The following is a 14,868-nucleotide window of genomic DNA, read 5'->3' as shown; positions in this document are numbered from 1 at the left end:
ATAGCGGCAATTGCCGCTATTTTTTAGATTACAAATCAATTATTTGTAACGATCAACCATTTTCTCTAAAGAAATTGGGCGGATCTTATCTGCATTACCTGATGTACCAAATGAATTATAACGATCTACACAGATTTGCTTCATCGCTTCAACTGTTTCACCAAAGAATTTACGCGGATCAAATTCGCTTGGTTTTTCAGCCATCATACGACGCATCGCACCTGTAGATGCTAAACGCAAATCGGTGTCAATATTAATCTTACGTACGCCATGTTTGATTGCTTCCACTAGCTGCTCAACAGGAACACCGTAAGTTTCCTTGATATCACCACCATACTGGTTAATCACAGCCAACCACTCTTGTGGTACAGAGCTTGAACCATGCATTACAAGATGCGTATTTGGTAACGCAGCATGAATTTCTTTAATGCGATCAATTGCCAAGATATCGCCTGTAGGTGGACGAGTAAACTTGTACGCACCATGTGAAGTACCAACAGCAATTGCCAAAGCATCTACATTCGTATCAGCGACAAATTGAGTTGCTTCTTCAACAGAAGTGAGTAATTGAGAATGATCCAACACACCTTCAGCACCAACACCATCTTCTTCACCAGCCATACCAGTTTCAAGGCTACCTAAGCAACCAATCTCACCTTCAACTGAAACACCACACGCATGTGCCATTGCGACAACACGACGAGTAACATCAACATTATAGTCATATGATGTTGGAGTCTTACCATCAGCACCCAATGAACCATCCATCATCACAGAGCTAAAGCCCAATTGAATAGAACGTTGACAGACATCAGGACTCGTCCCGTGATCTTGGTGCATTACCACAGGAATATGTGGCCATTCTTCAATAGCTGCCAAAATCAAATGACGTAAGAAAGGTGCACCTGCATATTTACGTGCACCTGCCGAAGCTTGCACAATAACAGGTGAATTCGTTGCATCAGCAGCGAGCATAATTGCACGCATTTGTTCTAAATTGTTTACGTTAAACGCTGGTACGCCGTAGTTATGTTCTGCAGCGTGATCCAAGAGCTGGCGCATTGAGATGAGTGCCATAATATCCTCCCAGGTAATGCGCCATATTCTACATGTTGATTTACTTCAATTCAGCAACTAATCAATGGATTTCCGCAAAAATCATGAATCTTTTGTATAATTTAGCAAATGAAAGCCTTTCAAAATAAAAAAAGACTAAATTAAGAAAAAATTTAGTCTTTTTAAATGTTATGTGAATATCAAAAAATCTTGTTTAGGCTTAACAATATCCATCTAAACGCGTTAAAGGTAACTTTTTACCAATCGCTTTTTCAATTTCTGGCAAATAGAAAGCATCATCTTCCGATAAGAAACTAATACTAACACCTTGAGCACCAGCACGACCTGTACGACCAATTCGATGAACATAATCATCAGACTGCTCTGGCAAAGTAAAATTCACCACATGCGATACGCCGTCAACGTGAATACCACGACCAGCAACGTCTGTTGCGATCATAATGTTGTGCTTACCTTGTTTGAACTGGTCGAGCATTTTCAAGCGTTTATCCTGAGCGATCTCACCAGATAACATACCGACTTTATAACCATCACGCTTTAAGTGATCATATAAACGACGGACCTGATCTCGACGATTTGCGAAAATCATAACTTTATCAATTGGTTCATCACGCAAAATTTCTTGCAATAATTTGTACTTATCTTGTTTCGCAACCACATAAACACGCTGCTCCACATCATTATTGGTTTTTTGCTCAGGCTCAATTTCAACCGTTACAGGTTCAAATAACCACTGACGAGCAAGATTAAGCACATCGTAGCTAAAAGTTGCAGAAAACATTAAAGTTTGACGTTGTTCTTTGAAGGGTGAATAACGCACAATCCGTTTTACCGATGGAATAAAACCCATATCTAATAAACGATCGGCTTCATCAATCACAAGGAATTCGATCTTATCCAACCAAACTTCTTTTTGCTCGACAAAATCAATTAAACGACCAGGCGTTGCAACGATAATATCAACAAAATTACTATCCAACATTTTCTTTTGCTTATCAAAATCCACACCACCAAGTAGAGTGACAAGATGTAAGTTTGAAAATTTTGTTAAAGCTTGTGCATCACTCTCAATCTGTAGTGCTAACTCACGTGTAGGAGCCAGAATCAGCGCACGTGGTTCGCCACGAAAACGTTTTTCTTGTAGCGGATTATTTAATAGATCATTGATCACACTAATCAAAAAGGCTGCTGTTTTACCTGTACCAGTTTGCGCTCGACCAATGGCATCATGCCCTGCTAATGTATATTTCAAAACCTTTTGTTGAATTGGGGTCATTTGTGTAAAACCCAAAGCATCAATTGCCTTCTTCAACTGCGGATGTAAATTTAAGGTTTCAAAACCAGATGTCATATATGCTCTCGAACCATCAATGATCAAAAGAAAGTGGCATTATAAACAAAAACGCCCCAAATAACATTGGAGCGTTTTTATATTGCGTTAAAGCAACAAATTAGTCTAAAGGCTGAACGTTTTCAGCTTGGAAACCTTTTTGTCCTTGAACTACGCTGAATTCAACGCGTTGGCCGTCACGTAAAGAACGGTGACCGTCACCCATAATTGCGCGGAAATGAACAAATACGTCATCACCACCATTACGTTGAATAAAACCAAAGCCTTTAGTGTCATTAAACCACTTTACTACGCCTTGTTCACGAGCTGTCATAAGTCAATCCTCAGATATTGAAAGATAAGGACCTTCCGGTGTTGCAAACAGCAGAGCCAACAAGGTTTTAAAATATTTATAATTTCAAAGCTTGTAATCATTCTGTAAAACTATCAACAATTTCCGGTTACATCCATTTGTTATAGGTTTTTTTAACGATCTTATCGTATAGCATACATCCTAAAACGCATCGAGCTTAACATGGGTTCATGATAATTAATAGATTTATTTTGAGTTATTTCCAATGTTTCTATCTGTTTTTTTCAATAATTTAGCAGTTTTTAAGTGCTTTTTTTAGTATAAAAATGCACTGCTTTATTGCCATAAAACGAGAAACAATTTTAGATAAAATTAATCAGAAAAGAAAATCAAAGCGATTCATTTGCATTCAACGCTATTGAGCTAGTTATTAGGTTTAAAAAACATTCACAACCATTTTTAAGATTAAAAGCTCAAAAGAGAAAAACCGAATTAATATAACTTCCCAAATAATTCAGAGTAAATCCTCAGTAATCACCATATAAGTTTGTTAAAATCATATCAAACTCAATTTATTAAAACTTTATGACACAAATATCCGCATGCCCTGAAGTGATTGATGCACTTGGGCAACCCTGTCCAATGCCACTATTGATGTTGAAACGTGCTTTAAAAAAAGCTGAAGGATCTAAACAGTATTTATTGAAATCATCTGATCCACATAGTGAAATTGATGTAACACGATATTGCCAAATCCAGCAACTTCAATGCCAGACACAAAAAATTTCAGAGAATGAGTTTCACTATTTAATTGAATCTATGTAATTCTTTGATAAACTCTAGCTAAAGATAAACTAGATAACTTTACATTTTTATACTCAAATTTTCTTAGTGATGAAGAACATTCGCATTAAGATGAAATTGTTGACTTAAATACCATCCTATAAGGAGACTCCATGACTACTGACAGCAGCAATCAATTGATGCCCCTGTCATTGTCTGCGCCAGGTGTAAATCTTGGTGCATATATCAGTACTGTCAATCAAATTCCAATTCTAACGGCCGAGCAAGAAAAAGAACTTGCTGAACGTTATTATTATGACCAAGATCTTGATGCTGCCAAACTATTGGTAATGTCACACCTACGTTTTGTCGTACATATTGCACGTAGCTATGCAGGTTACGGATTGCCACAAGGCGATCTGATTCAAGAAGGTAACCTTGGATTAATGAAAGCGGTCAAACGCTTCGATCCCAATATGGGTGTTCGCTTAGTCTCTTTTGCAGTGCACTGGATTAAAGCTGAAATTCATGAATATGTGATTCGTAACTGGCGTATTGTCAAAATCGCAACGACCAAAGCACAACGTAAATTATTCTTTAATTTACGTAGTCTTAAAAAATCAAGCAAACGACTCACATTAGAAGAAGCGAAATCAATTGCCAATGATTTGAATGTAACACCAGAGCAAGTGCTCGAAATGGAAGGTCGCCTAACCGCTTATGATGCTGCTTTTGAAGCTCAAGGTGATGATGATGACGATACCCCACATACAGCTCCTGCACTTTATCTTGAAGATAATCGATACGACCCAGCTCGACTGATTGAAGAAGAAGATTATGAAGAGCAAAGTAGTTCTGCCTTGCACGAGGCAATGGAACAGCTTGATGATCGCTCTCGTAATATCTTGCAACGTCGTTGGTTAGATGATGATAAATCGACTTTGCATGAACTGGCTGCAGAATATAACGTTTCAGCAGAACGTATTAGACAGCTTGAAAAGAATGCAATGGAAAAAATCAAAACTGCCATGTCTGCAAGCTAAAATCGAATCAAACACAAGGGCTTTAATGCCCTTTTGTTTTATCTGGCTTTGTTTAAGCACCCGAATATGTTAAGTTTGTTCATCAAATTTCCAGTTCCATTATCATTATGTGGATAGCTATCTCGGCGCTTAATCTTGCACTTGCAGTTATGTTGGGTGCTTTTGGTGCTCATGGACTCAAATCTTTTGCAACCCTAGAACAACTCGCTTGGTGGGGTACAGCAACTCAATACTTTTTCTATCATGCAATTGGTTTGCTTATCTTAGGCGTCCTGCATAAAACCACAGCAACATTTCCAATAAAAATTCCTTTTATTTTGATCCAAATTGGTATCATCTTTTTCTGCGGTTCGTTGTACATTATGGCGCTCGGACTACCGCGTATTTTAGGTGCGATTACACCGATTGGCGGTGCGTTTATGATAGCGGGCTGGCTGTTACTCGCATGGCAAGCAATCAAGCATGCGAAATAAGGATTAATCATGCACATCTATTTAAATGGCGAGTCAATCGACACGTCTTGTGAAAACCTACAGCAATTGATTCAGAATTTAGCCTTAGAAGGCAAACGTTTTGCTGTAGAGAAGAACCAACAGATTATTCCGAAAAGTAGACTTGAGCAAACGACAATTGCTCCTGAAGATCGTATTGAAATTATTCAAGCTGTTGGTGGCGGCTAATCGGCTAAAAATGGAGTAAGCCCATGCAAGATTCCCCTTTAATTATTGGTTCTCGTACTTTCCAATCCCGTTTATTGGTCGGAACTGGTAAATATAAAGATCTCAATGAAACTGATTTAGCCATTCAAGCCAGTGGTGCTGAAATTGTCACAGTGGCCATTCGTCGTGTCAACATCGGTCAGCATGCCGATCAACCAAATCTACTTTCTGTGATTCCACCTGAGAAATACACAATCCTGCCAAATACCGCAGGTTGCTTTGATGCAGATAGCGCAATTCGGACTTGTATGCTAGCTCGTGAACTGCTTGATGGTCACAATTTGGTGAAGTTAGAAGTCCTTGGTGATGAAAAAACTTTATATCCAAATGTCACTGCAACACTTAAAGCGGCGCAAACCTTGATTGATGATGGCTTTGAAATCATGGTCTATACCTCAGACGACCCTATTGTTGCGCAAGAACTTGAAAGTATGGGCTGTGTTGCCATCATGCCTTTAGGTAGCTTGATCGGTTCTGGTCTTGGTATTTTGAATCCACATACTATTTCCATCATCAAAGAAAATGCCAAAGTCCCTGTTTTAGTGGATGCAGGTGTGGGTACTGCCAGTGATGCTGCAATTGCAATGGAATTGGGTTGCGACGGCGTATTAATGAATACAGCGATTGCGGCTGCTCAAAATCCAATTTTAATGGCTTCAGCGATGAAGAAAGCGGTTGAAGCAGGTCGTGAAGCATTTTTAGCAGGTCGTATGCCACGTAAGCGTATGGCCAATGCAAGCTCACCTGAAACAGGATATTTTTTCAAGTAAGAGAAAGAAGGGACTAAATAAGTCCCTTCTCGATTTGTATTAATCACTATTTGCTTAATGCAATAATTATATGGATAAGACCAAATTCTTTAAAAACCACTCATTTGTACAATAATTTTTGAGATAAAATGATTTATTGTTCCTAGAATTATCAATAAGTTATCAATCTAAATTTTAAGCACTAGATAGAAGAATACTGACTTTTTACTTATAGTTTTTTAGTAAAACCATAGAGATAAGATCTTTTTTTACACAAAAAGATTCTGTATTTTTAAATAAAATACTTTTAAAAACATTATTTTAATTTTTATGGTATTTTTAAAGTAATTCGTTCATCAAAAAAATTTAAAAAAATACAGTGCTTAGGTATAGAATACGGCGCTTGTTTAACCTTAAACCACATATAGGTTTATAAGGCTTTTATATGTTTAATGTATTGTCTCGCTTGAGCTTAGTCAGCAAAATTATTATTGCTATTTTTTTAGGGATTGGCGTAGCTTTGCTTTTTCCTAACTTTACACCTTATTTGAGTTTATTAGGTGAATTGTTTATTAAAGCATTAAAGTCGGTTGCCCCGATTCTTGTTTTTGTTTTAGTGCTTGCTTCGATTGCTAATTTCAAAGTTGGGCAAAACTCAAACTTAAAACCTGTTATGATTTTGTATGTGGTTGGAATGCTACTCGCAGCATTTAGTGCTGTTGTAGCAAGTATTGCCTTCCCAAGTCAGCTATTTCTTAATTTATCAACTCAACCAGCTCTACAAGCACCCGGTAGTTTGGCTGAAATTTTAAAGAACTTATTATTAAGCTTTATTGCCAATCCTGTACAAGCGATTAGTGAAGCAAACTTTATTGGTATTTTGGCCTGGGCAATCGGCTTAGGTTTAGCATTACGTCATAGTTCTGAGACTACGAAACAAGTGCTTACTGATGTAGCTGATGCAGTGAATAAAATTATTCACACCGTGATTGGTTTTGCCCCCGTGGGAATTTTTGGCTTAGTCGCAGTCACTTTTGCGGATGCAGGTTTAGCAACCTTATCTAGCTATGCACATTTGTTAATTGTACTAATTGGAACAATGCTTTTTGTTGCATTAGTGATTAATCCAATCCTAGTCGCATTGACGATGCGAGCAAACCCTTACCCATTAGTGTTCAAATGTTTAAAAGAAAGTGGAATCACAGCATTTTTCACGCGTAGTTCTGCTGCCAATATTCCTGTGAATCTAGATTTAGCACGACGCTTAGGTGTAAACGAAGCAACCGCAAGTGTATCTATTCCACTTGGAGCAACAGTCAACATGGCAGGTGCAGCGGTTACAATTACAGTATTAACGCTTGCTACTGTTCATACATTAGATATTCATGTTGATTTAAGCACGATGATTATCCTTTCAGTCGTTGCGACCGTTTCAGCATGTGGTGCATCAGGTGTTGCAGGTGGGTCATTACTGCTTATCCCTGTTGCTTGTAGTTTATTTGGTATATCATCTGAAATTGCGATGCAAGTAGTTGCGATTGGTATGATTATCAGTGTATTACAGGATTCGACTGAAACTGCGCTGAATTCGTCAACTGACGTTTTATTTACTGCTGCTGTAGATTTCCGAAACCGAAAAAACTAGTAGATTGTTATGCCCTTACAGCGTTTACCAAACTGGATTCAACTTGGTGCTTTTTTACTCGCACTAAATGCTGGTATGGTTAACGTATTGGGGCTATTTACTGTTCTACATCAATCAGTTTCACACATGACTGGCAACGTCAGCATGCTGGCAATGAGTTTGCTACAATGGCAACCAGAGCATTTTATTTATCTCAGTTTAGTAGTTTTATGCTTCGTGATTGGATCGTTTTACAGCGGTCTCATTCTTGGGGATAGCAATGTCTCTTTTGGTCATCATTACGGTTTCCCACTTAGTTTAGTTGCTGCATTTCTATTTTTAACTTGGCTTTTGTTACCTTACTTCCCGCGTTATGGTTTGTTGTGGGCATGTGTCGCCATGGGCGTACAAAATGCGATGGTCAGTCACTATAAAGGTGCAATTATCCGTACAACACATTTATCAGGCGTTTTAACGGATATTGGTTTAACCTTAGGTTATAAAGTTCGTGGTCTAAAAATTGAAAATAGGCGTATTTTTTTACACTTGCTCATCTTTCTAGGATTTTTTATCGGTGGGCTTATTGCGAGTTTGCTTTATCCTTATTTAAAATTACAAACTTTTCTAATACCAGCAAGTTTAAGTCTGACCATGAGTATAGCTTACTGGGTAATTTACTTTCGCTCTTTATCAAACTCGAATTCGGATTGAATTATGGTTAAAAATGCATTACAAGCTCAGTTACTCAAAGCGGGTTTGGTCGACAATAAAAAAGCCAAAAAATTAACCAAACAGGTGCAACATGAGCAACGCACTGGACAACATGATGATGCCTCATTAAAAGCTGAAATCGATCGAGTGAATCAAGAGAAATTAGCCAAAGACCAAGCACTGAATTTAGAAAAACAAAAGGTTTTAGAAGAAAAAGCGCTTAAAGCTTCAATTATTCAAATGATCAAGCAACATAAAATTTTGCAAACAGAAGGTGATGTTACCTATCAATTTATTGATGAGGGGAAAATTAAAAAGGTTTATCTTTCACAACAAGTTTATAATGCGTTAGTGACGGGTTCTTTATTTATTGCTAAAGATCAAGATAAATATGCTTATCTCCCTAAAGCTCTTGCAGAAAAAATTGATCAGAAAATGCAAGGATTTATTCTGGTTAACAATAATACTGAGAAAAATGATCAAGCAACTGATGAAGAAGATCCATACGCGGCTTATGTCATTCCAGATGATTTAATGTGGTAAATCACACCTCATTAATGTAATACAATCTTACAGATCGTATTCAAAATGTGATCAACTCATCATAATATCTTTTAACACCTTACAATTAACAAAGTGAAAATTGTAAGGTGTTATGATTTGAATTATTTAAGTTTTATTAGCGAAATTAGAAGTGAATTAAGCCAATACCCTTGGTTAGAAATGCTCATTTCATTCGCAATTTTGATTTTTCTAGCGGCTTTAGCAAATTTTATTGCCAAAAGAATTATTGTGCGTGGTATCCGCCATATCATTACAAAGCTTAAGTCACCCCATCAATCAATTTTTGCCCAACACAGCGTTACACGTCGATTTGCAAATATCGTTCCTGCGATAGTCATCATGAATGGAATCAGTGCAGTTCCCCATCTTCCATTAAAAGTAATTACATTAATACAAATGGGAGCGCAGGCATTTATTTTTCTCACGCTTGCTTTATCAATTAGTGAAGCACTGAATATTTTTAACTTATTGTATCAACGCAATCCAAAATCGAGAAATAAACCCATCAAAGGTTATTTACAGCTGATCAAACTGATTTTATTCGTTGTCTGTGGTCTTATGATTTTAGGTACTTTTCTTAAAAAAGATGTGTTTACTTTACTCGCAGGCTTCGGTGCAATGGCAGCAGTTCTCATGCTGGTCTTCCAAAATACGATCCTCTCTTTAGTCGCAAGTGTACAAATTGCCTCTTATGATATGGTTCGCATTGGAGACTGGATTGAGATGCCCTCTTTAAATGCGGATGGCGATGTGATTGATATATCTCTGCATACAGTGACCGTACAAAATTTCGATAAAACACTGACCACCATTCCGACCAACAAACTTGTCACTGATACATTTAGAAACTGGCGTGGTATGAGTAATTCAGGCTGCCGTCGTATTAAACGTTCAATATTTCTTGATCAAAGTAGTGTTCACTTTATGACTGATAGTGAACAGCGAAAATTAAAAGACTTTTTACTTTTAGACCATTATCTTGATGCAAAACAAGATGAAATTAATAAGTTTAATGATCATTTAAGCAATCAATCAGAATGCAACCAACGTCGTTTAACCAATGTGGGAACATTCCGTGCTTATGTAGAGTTCTATTTACGCCAACATCAAGGTATTGCGCAGAATCAAACTATTTTAGTTCGTCAACTACAACCCACTAGTGAAGGTCTACCTTTAGAAATTTATGCATTTACAAATACGACAGCATGGGCATCTTACGAAGCAATTCAATCTGATATCTTCGATCATTTGATTGCAATTATTCCTGAATTTGGTTTGAGAATTTATCAAGCACCGTCAGGATATGATTTTAAGTAAGCATCCAGTGAAGCCCACTTGAACTCAAGCAGGCTTCCAGTTATGCGGCAGCAGCGCTTCGATATCTTTCATTTTATGTGTTGGCAGCCTTTTCAACACATCACTGAGATAGGCATACGGATCAAGACCATTCAGCTTGGCTGACTGGATTAAAGTCATGATGTTCGCTGCCCGTTGACCACTACGCAGTGATCCTGCAAATAGCCAGTTTTTTCTGCCTAATGCCCACGGACGCATCTGGTTTTCTATCCAATTATTGTCTATTGGCAAATTGCCATCATCCAGATAACGGCTTAAGGCAGACCAGCGTTTTAGGCTGTAATTGATTGCTTTCGCTGTAGGCGAACTCTTTGGTACTTTATCTTGATATTCTTTCAGCCAGACATACAGTTGACGCATGATCGGTTGACTGTCCTGCTGCCTTCGCTGGTGGCGTTGTTCGGCACTACAGTCTGGTATCTCTCGTAATTCTGCCTCAATTTGGTAAAGCTGTTGAATCAATTGCAGAGCTTGTTCGGCAATGAGACTTTTACCCGTCACATGCAGCTCATGGAATTTACGACGGGCATGGGCCATACAACCCACTTCAATCATCTGACCTGAGGCAAAACGTGCCTTATAACCACTGTAATCATCACAGATCAGTTGACCTTGCCAGCCTTTTAGGAAATCTTCGGCATGTTGACCTGATCGACTCGGTTGAAAGTCATAGATCACCGCCTGAATAGAGTTGTACTGTGTGGTGGCATAGGCCCAGACATAACCTTTCTTGGGTTTCTTCTCGGCAATCTGCATCACGGTCACTGGTGTTTCATCTGCATGAATCACCTGTTGTTGTAATATGATCTGTTTTAAGGCTTCTGCTAGTGGTTCTAACTGTACACCACATTGACCAACCCATTCCGATAAGGTTGAGCAAGCAAGATCAACCCCGACACGCTGATAGATCAGACGTTGACGATATAAAGGTAAATGATCCGCATATTTTGAAACCAGCACATGGCTGAGCAATTCAGGTGTAGCAATGCCTTTATCAATCACATAAGCAGGCATCGGTTCTTGAATCAAGGTATTACACTGATCACAGACCCATTTGCCACGGATATGCTGTTCCTTGTAGAACTGTGCTGGTCTGAAATTGAGTTTCTCGCTCAGGTCTTCACCAATACGACGAAGCGTGCAGCCACAACTGCATTGTGTCGATGCAGGCTCATGCTCTATACGAATGATGGCTAGATGATCTGGCAGCGGTCGGCGTTTCGGTTTTATTGCTTTGGTTTCAGCCGATTTGGGTTGATCCGCATTCAGTCGTTCCAGTTCTAAATCAACGGCTGCGATATCTTCTTCAACTGCTTCATCTAACAAGCTGATTTGTTTGGCAGTGAGGTGTTCATTCTTCTGAGCAAATTTATGCCGTTTAAACAGCGCAAGTTCATGCTCGTATTTTTGTGTGAGTACAGATAGGTGCTGAACTTTGGCATCGAGGTGTTGATTGGATTGTTCGAGTTGTTGTTTATCTTCTACAAGTTGCTGATTCTGCATTGCCAACTGCTGGGTAAATTCCAGCAATTGTTCATGGGTCAGTTGGCTTAAATGAGGCAGCATATTCATGACCGCAGTATGCCTGAGATCAGGTTAGGGATGAAATAGGTCGTTTGGAGGATGGTAAAATAAAGGTATCTGGTTTAGATCATTGTGACCACGTGCTGTTGCCCAATTCTCTGCCAAGCTAAACCTTGAATTAATGCCTGTAATTGTTCCGCATTGATACTCATTGTTTCACCCTGATGAACCTGCGCCCAGTGGAACTTCCCTTGTTCCAATCGTCGGGCACACAGCCAAATCCCTAGACCATCATGTACCAACACTTTCATACGATGGCCTCGTTTATTACAGAACAGATAGGCGCAATGGGGTTTAACACCACCAAAGGCTTTCAGGACTTGAGCAAGTGCAGTATCTGTACCTGCTCGCATATCCATGGGTTGGGTAGAGAGCCAGATTTCATCAATGCGGATCATTTGATCAAACCTTGCAGCAGAAATAGTAATTCAGTTGTTGATTCCACAGGCCATTCGATTTCAATCATTTGATCTCTTTCGGAACCTGGTCCCTCATGCAGTGGAATCCTGATATGAGCAGGAGCTTTCTTCTCAGGCACAGGTGATGGAGATGTCTCTTGTTTGACTGGCATCGAGTGAACAATGACAGGAAGAAAGTCGGTCTGTGGGATAGGCAGGTTTTTTAATGGAGGGGGCATTGATTCGGACTGGCGAATCCATTTATGCAGTAGATTAGCATTGATCTGATGTTGCATTGCCACGTTAGCCACTGATGTGTCTGGCTGCTGGCATTGTTGAATAAGCTGATGTTTGAATTCGGCTGTGAAAGTTCGGCGAGGCTTTTTTTGCGTTGGTGCACTGTCTATAACTGTCTTTAAATCCATAAATAGGTGTCCACTTATTGGTTAGTGGACACTATCGGGGGATTGATCCACTAAAAATAGTGGTGATTCACTGGAGGCTTACGATTTTAAAAACTATTTACCTGTTAAAGATGCTCAAATCTAATGTGAACTAAGCTTTAAGGCTTTGCTTTTTTCAATACTAAAGCCTTAAACCTAATTTCCCAAAATTTTCTATGAAACCTTAAAATGTGTAGATAATGCAGTTTTATTCTTATCGGTTGAGTATCTAAAAAATTTTTGCAATAAACTAAGATAAGGAATCAGAAAGTACACATGCGCTTTATCTATGGTTGAATAAGTCACACCTAATTAATGTTTCTGTTTAAAGGCTTCTAGGGTTAACCAGCCGTTTGCGGAATGCCTTTTGACCCGATTGTAATAAATCTCAATATAGTCAAACAAGACAGCATTCGCCTCTTTTCGAGTGGCAAACACACTACCATGTATCACATGACCTTTCAGAGTATGATAGAAGCTTTCTGTCACTGCATTATCCCAACATGAGCAGTGCACTGCGCAAAGCTGCGTGACATACTTTGAATACAGTTATTCGTTAAAAAAGCATTTAGCCATTTTTACATCTCCAAAGTTAGCATGAAGTTAGCTTTAGAGGGACTATGTGTACATTATTTTGGCTAGGGTCACTTATGGATTGGCATCTTGGTTAATCATTCTATATATGCAAATAAGAGTATATAAGCCGTTCAAACAGAATGTGTATCTCCCTTTACAACCTAGATAACGAAGTTATTCAATCTTCATAATACATCGCACGCTTCTTTGAAAATTTCTCAAGTTGCTTCAGAAAACCTTCAAAGTAATTCTTCTCCTTATCTTCAGTACGGTAGCCTGCATATAATGTGCGTCTCAATCCTTGCGGCGACACACAGTCTAAACGACGGCTGACAACCCATCCCTTTTGTTCATATTCATTAACGACCCAATCAGGTAAAGCAGCAATACCACGCCCACTGGCAACCAACTGAATTAACATCTGCGTTAAATCAGTCGTTCGAATATGCTTAGGTTGAATATTTGCTGGAATGAATAAATGCGCCATGATATCTAAACGATGTTTATCAACTGGATAAGTAATCAACGTTTGTTCAGCCAAATCTTCAACTAGGATTATTTCTTTACGCACCAATGGATGTGTCGTTGAGAGTACTAACCGTGACTCGTATTCAAAAATCGGAAAGTATTCAATCCCTTTGAGTGCAATTGGATCAGCAGTGATTAATAAATCAAACTCGGCATTTTGCAATAATTCATGCGGATTAGACTCAAAACCCGCTGCAAAATCTAAATCGACATCTGGATATTGCTGGCGATATTGATTTAATAAAGGCATCAGCCAGTCAAAACAACTATGACATTCAGATGAAAAAATAATTCTCCCCGTTTGTCCATGCACGATACGAGTAATATCCGTTTGTGCTATCTGAACCTGAGGCAACACATCATCTGCTAGTCGAAGCAATCGCTCGCCGACATTGGAAAAACTTACTGGACGACTACGGCGATTAACAACTTCTACACCATACCAATGATCAAGTTCTTTTAATTGATGCGAAATTGCTGAAGGAGTTAGGCATAGATCTGTCGCAGCAGCAACCAATGAACCATGCTCACGTAGTGCAATTAATGTTTTTAAATGACGAAGTTCTAACACAACGATCACCACAATTGAATTTAATTCATCTTATCATGTTATTCATGAGTGTGTCTCACTATGAATTTTATTTTATTATTGTTTATGCTTCCATACCATCTCGATTCGATTTAACTCAAGGCTCTTTGTACACGACAAAAAAAGACAACTCATTGAAATAATGGCATAATACTTGTTTTCTGACGACGAATATGATGACACATTTCAATGAGTTACATCTCATCTTAAACAAATATCTAAAGTGGAACAAGTCACGTGTAAAATGTTTTACACTGATTATGCTTGCATTAATTGTAAAACAGACATGTAATCTTTCTTCTGCATCTAAAGCCTTACCCATCAAGTGCTTACCACAATCATTTTATCGACGTATACAACGCTTCTTTGCAGATCAGTACTTCGATTATCGTCAAATTTCTCAGTTAATTTTCAATATATTTTCATTCGATAAAGTCCAATTAACTTTGGATAGAACCAACTGGAAATGGGGAAAACGAGA

General features: G+C 38.5%; 16 protein-coding genes and 2 pseudogenes. 10 read left to right on the top strand and 8 right to left on the bottom strand.

Annotation, left to right across the window (positions count from 1 at the left end):
- Nucleotides 1-39 precede the first annotated feature (39 nt).
- From fba to F908_RS07350, 3 genes are all read right to left on the bottom strand, one after another.
- Entirely contained in the window at nt 40-1,077 is a 1,038-nt protein-coding gene (fba, locus tag F908_RS07360; protein ID WP_004662410.1) for a class II fructose-bisphosphate aldolase, read from the bottom strand.
- Between the two features lie 199 nt (nt 1,078-1,276).
- Entirely contained in the window at nt 1,277-2,428 is a 1,152-nt protein-coding gene (gene rhlB, locus F908_RS07355) for an ATP-dependent RNA helicase RhlB (protein WP_005159857.1), read from the bottom strand.
- A 100-nt stretch (nt 2,429-2,528) separates the two neighbouring features.
- Entirely contained in the window at nt 2,529-2,741 is a 213-nt protein-coding gene (locus F908_RS07350) for a cold-shock protein (protein WP_004653893.1), read from the bottom strand.
- 564 nt (nt 2,742-3,305) lie between these two features.
- Between F908_RS07350 and F908_RS07345 the strand changes: the two genes are divergently transcribed.
- The 9 genes from F908_RS07345 (at nt 3,306) to F908_RS07305 (ending at nt 10,230) form a co-directional block, all read left to right on the top strand.
- Nucleotides 3,306-3,545 carry a sulfurtransferase TusA family protein gene (locus F908_RS07345; RefSeq protein ID WP_005159855.1) on the top strand — a complete coding sequence of 80 codons (240 nt, stop codon included), beginning with the start codon at nt 3,306-3,308 and terminating at the stop codon, nt 3,543-3,545.
- 131 nt (nt 3,546-3,676) lie between these two features.
- Entirely contained in the window at nt 3,677-4,546 is an 870-nt protein-coding gene (gene rpoH / locus F908_RS07340) for an RNA polymerase sigma factor RpoH (RefSeq protein WP_004662417.1), read from the top strand.
- Nucleotides 4,547-4,653: 107 nt separating this feature from the next.
- On the top strand, nt 4,654-5,019 hold the full coding sequence (locus F908_RS07335; protein WP_005159854.1) for a DUF423 domain-containing protein: 366 nt from the start codon (nt 4,654-4,656) through the stop codon (nt 5,017-5,019).
- 9 nt (nt 5,020-5,028) lie between these two features.
- Nucleotides 5,029-5,226 (top strand): sulfur carrier protein ThiS, encoded by a 198-nt coding sequence (thiS, locus tag F908_RS07330; RefSeq protein WP_005159852.1) that lies wholly within the window; start codon nt 5,029-5,031, stop codon nt 5,224-5,226.
- Between the two features lie 23 nt (nt 5,227-5,249).
- A complete protein-coding gene (locus F908_RS07325; protein ID WP_004639328.1) occupies nt 5,250-6,035 on the top strand; it encodes a thiazole synthase in 786 nt (261 codons plus the stop codon).
- A 424-nt stretch (nt 6,036-6,459) separates the two neighbouring features.
- A complete protein-coding gene (gene sstT / locus F908_RS07320; protein WP_005159847.1) occupies nt 6,460-7,659 on the top strand; it encodes a serine/threonine transporter SstT in 1,200 nt (399 codons plus the stop codon).
- Nucleotides 7,660-7,668: 9 nt separating this feature from the next.
- The gene (locus tag F908_RS07315; protein WP_005159845.1) at nt 7,669-8,349 is read left to right on the top strand and encodes a YoaK family protein; all 681 of its coding nucleotides are present in this window, start codon (nt 7,669-7,671) and stop codon (nt 8,347-8,349) included.
- Nucleotides 8,350-8,352: 3 nt separating this feature from the next.
- On the top strand, nt 8,353-8,892 hold the full coding sequence (locus F908_RS07310; RefSeq protein WP_005159842.1) for a DUF2058 domain-containing protein: 540 nt from the start codon (nt 8,353-8,355) through the stop codon (nt 8,890-8,892).
- 117 nt (nt 8,893-9,009) lie between these two features.
- The gene (locus tag F908_RS07305; RefSeq protein WP_005159840.1) at nt 9,010-10,230 is read left to right on the top strand and encodes a mechanosensitive ion channel family protein; all 1,221 of its coding nucleotides are present in this window, start codon (nt 9,010-9,012) and stop codon (nt 10,228-10,230) included.
- 24 nt (nt 10,231-10,254) lie between these two features.
- Here F908_RS07305 and tnpC read toward each other — a convergent pair whose 3' ends face one another.
- The 5 genes and pseudogenes from tnpC to F908_RS07285 all read right to left on the bottom strand — a co-directional run bounded on the left by tnpC (nt 10,255) and on the right by F908_RS07285 (nt 14,369).
- The gene (gene tnpC, locus F908_RS07300; protein WP_005158297.1) at nt 10,255-11,841 is read right to left on the bottom strand and encodes an IS66 family transposase; all 1,587 of its coding nucleotides are present in this window, start codon (nt 11,839-11,841) and stop codon (nt 10,255-10,257) included.
- A 74-nt stretch (nt 11,842-11,915) separates the two neighbouring features.
- Nucleotides 11,916-12,251: an IS66 family insertion sequence element accessory protein TnpB gene (tnpB, locus tag F908_RS07295; RefSeq protein WP_005157151.1), complete on the bottom strand. Its 336-nt coding sequence runs from the start codon at nt 12,249-12,251 to the stop codon at nt 11,916-11,918.
- Complete coding sequence (gene tnpA, locus F908_RS07290) at nt 12,248-12,676, bottom strand: IS66-like element accessory protein TnpA (RefSeq protein ID WP_005157149.1); 429 nt, start codon at nt 12,674-12,676, stop codon at nt 12,248-12,250. Before tnpA ends, tnpB begins: the two co-directional genes overlap by 4 nt.
- Nucleotides 12,677-13,006: 330 nt before the next feature.
- A pseudogene (locus F908_RS15530) lies at nt 13,007-13,254 on the bottom strand (IS3 family transposase); the annotation flags it as partial.
- Between the two features lie 194 nt (nt 13,255-13,448).
- The gene (locus tag F908_RS07285; protein ID WP_162620833.1) at nt 13,449-14,369 is read right to left on the bottom strand and encodes a LysR family transcriptional regulator; all 921 of its coding nucleotides are present in this window, start codon (nt 14,367-14,369) and stop codon (nt 13,449-13,451) included.
- Nucleotides 14,370-14,563: 194 nt separating this feature from the next.
- On the opposite strand from F908_RS07285, the pseudogene F908_RS15525 reads away from it, so the two are divergent.
- A pseudogene (locus F908_RS15525) lies at nt 14,564-14,868 on the top strand (IS4 family transposase); the annotation flags it as partial.

Origin of the sequence: Acinetobacter sp. NIPH 284, assembly GCF_000369425.1 — a bacterium.
In the GTDB taxonomy this organism is placed as follows: Bacteria; Pseudomonadota; Gammaproteobacteria; order Pseudomonadales; family Moraxellaceae; genus Acinetobacter.
This window is presented reverse-complemented; position numbering and strand designations above follow the sequence as displayed.

What these genes read in the sequence shown, in the direction of transcription:
- fba (WP_004662410.1), bottom strand. Translation starts at nt 1,077, where the DNA reads ATGGCACTCATCTCAATGCGCCAGCTCTTGGATCACGCTGCAGAACAT.
- rhlB (WP_005159857.1), bottom strand. Translation starts at nt 2,428, where the DNA reads ATGACATCTGGTTTTGAAACCTTAAATTTACATCCGCAGTTGAAGAAG.
- F908_RS07350 (WP_004653893.1), bottom strand. Translation starts at nt 2,741, where the DNA reads ATGACAGCTCGTGAACAAGGCGTAGTAAAGTGGTTTAATGACACTAAA.
- F908_RS07345 (WP_005159855.1), top strand. Translation starts at nt 3,306, where the DNA reads ATGACACAAATATCCGCATGCCCTGAAGTGATTGATGCACTTGGGCAA.
- rpoH (WP_004662417.1), top strand. Translation starts at nt 3,677, where the DNA reads ATGACTACTGACAGCAGCAATCAATTGATGCCCCTGTCATTGTCTGCG.
- F908_RS07335 (WP_005159854.1), top strand. Translation starts at nt 4,654, where the DNA reads ATGTGGATAGCTATCTCGGCGCTTAATCTTGCACTTGCAGTTATGTTG.
- thiS (WP_005159852.1), top strand. Translation starts at nt 5,029, where the DNA reads ATGCACATCTATTTAAATGGCGAGTCAATCGACACGTCTTGTGAAAAC.
- F908_RS07325 (WP_004639328.1), top strand. Translation starts at nt 5,250, where the DNA reads ATGCAAGATTCCCCTTTAATTATTGGTTCTCGTACTTTCCAATCCCGT.
- sstT (WP_005159847.1), top strand. Translation starts at nt 6,460, where the DNA reads ATGTTTAATGTATTGTCTCGCTTGAGCTTAGTCAGCAAAATTATTATT.
- F908_RS07315 (WP_005159845.1), top strand. Translation starts at nt 7,669, where the DNA reads ATGCCCTTACAGCGTTTACCAAACTGGATTCAACTTGGTGCTTTTTTA.
- F908_RS07310 (WP_005159842.1), top strand. Translation starts at nt 8,353, where the DNA reads ATGGTTAAAAATGCATTACAAGCTCAGTTACTCAAAGCGGGTTTGGTC.
- tnpC (WP_005158297.1), bottom strand. Translation starts at nt 11,841, where the DNA reads ATGAATATGCTGCCTCATTTAAGCCAACTGACCCATGAACAATTGCTG.
- tnpB (WP_005157151.1), bottom strand. Translation starts at nt 12,251, where the DNA reads ATGATCCGCATTGATGAAATCTGGCTCTCTACCCAACCCATGGATATG.
- tnpA (WP_005157149.1), bottom strand. Translation starts at nt 12,676, where the DNA reads ATGGATTTAAAGACAGTTATAGACAGTGCACCAACGCAAAAAAAGCCT.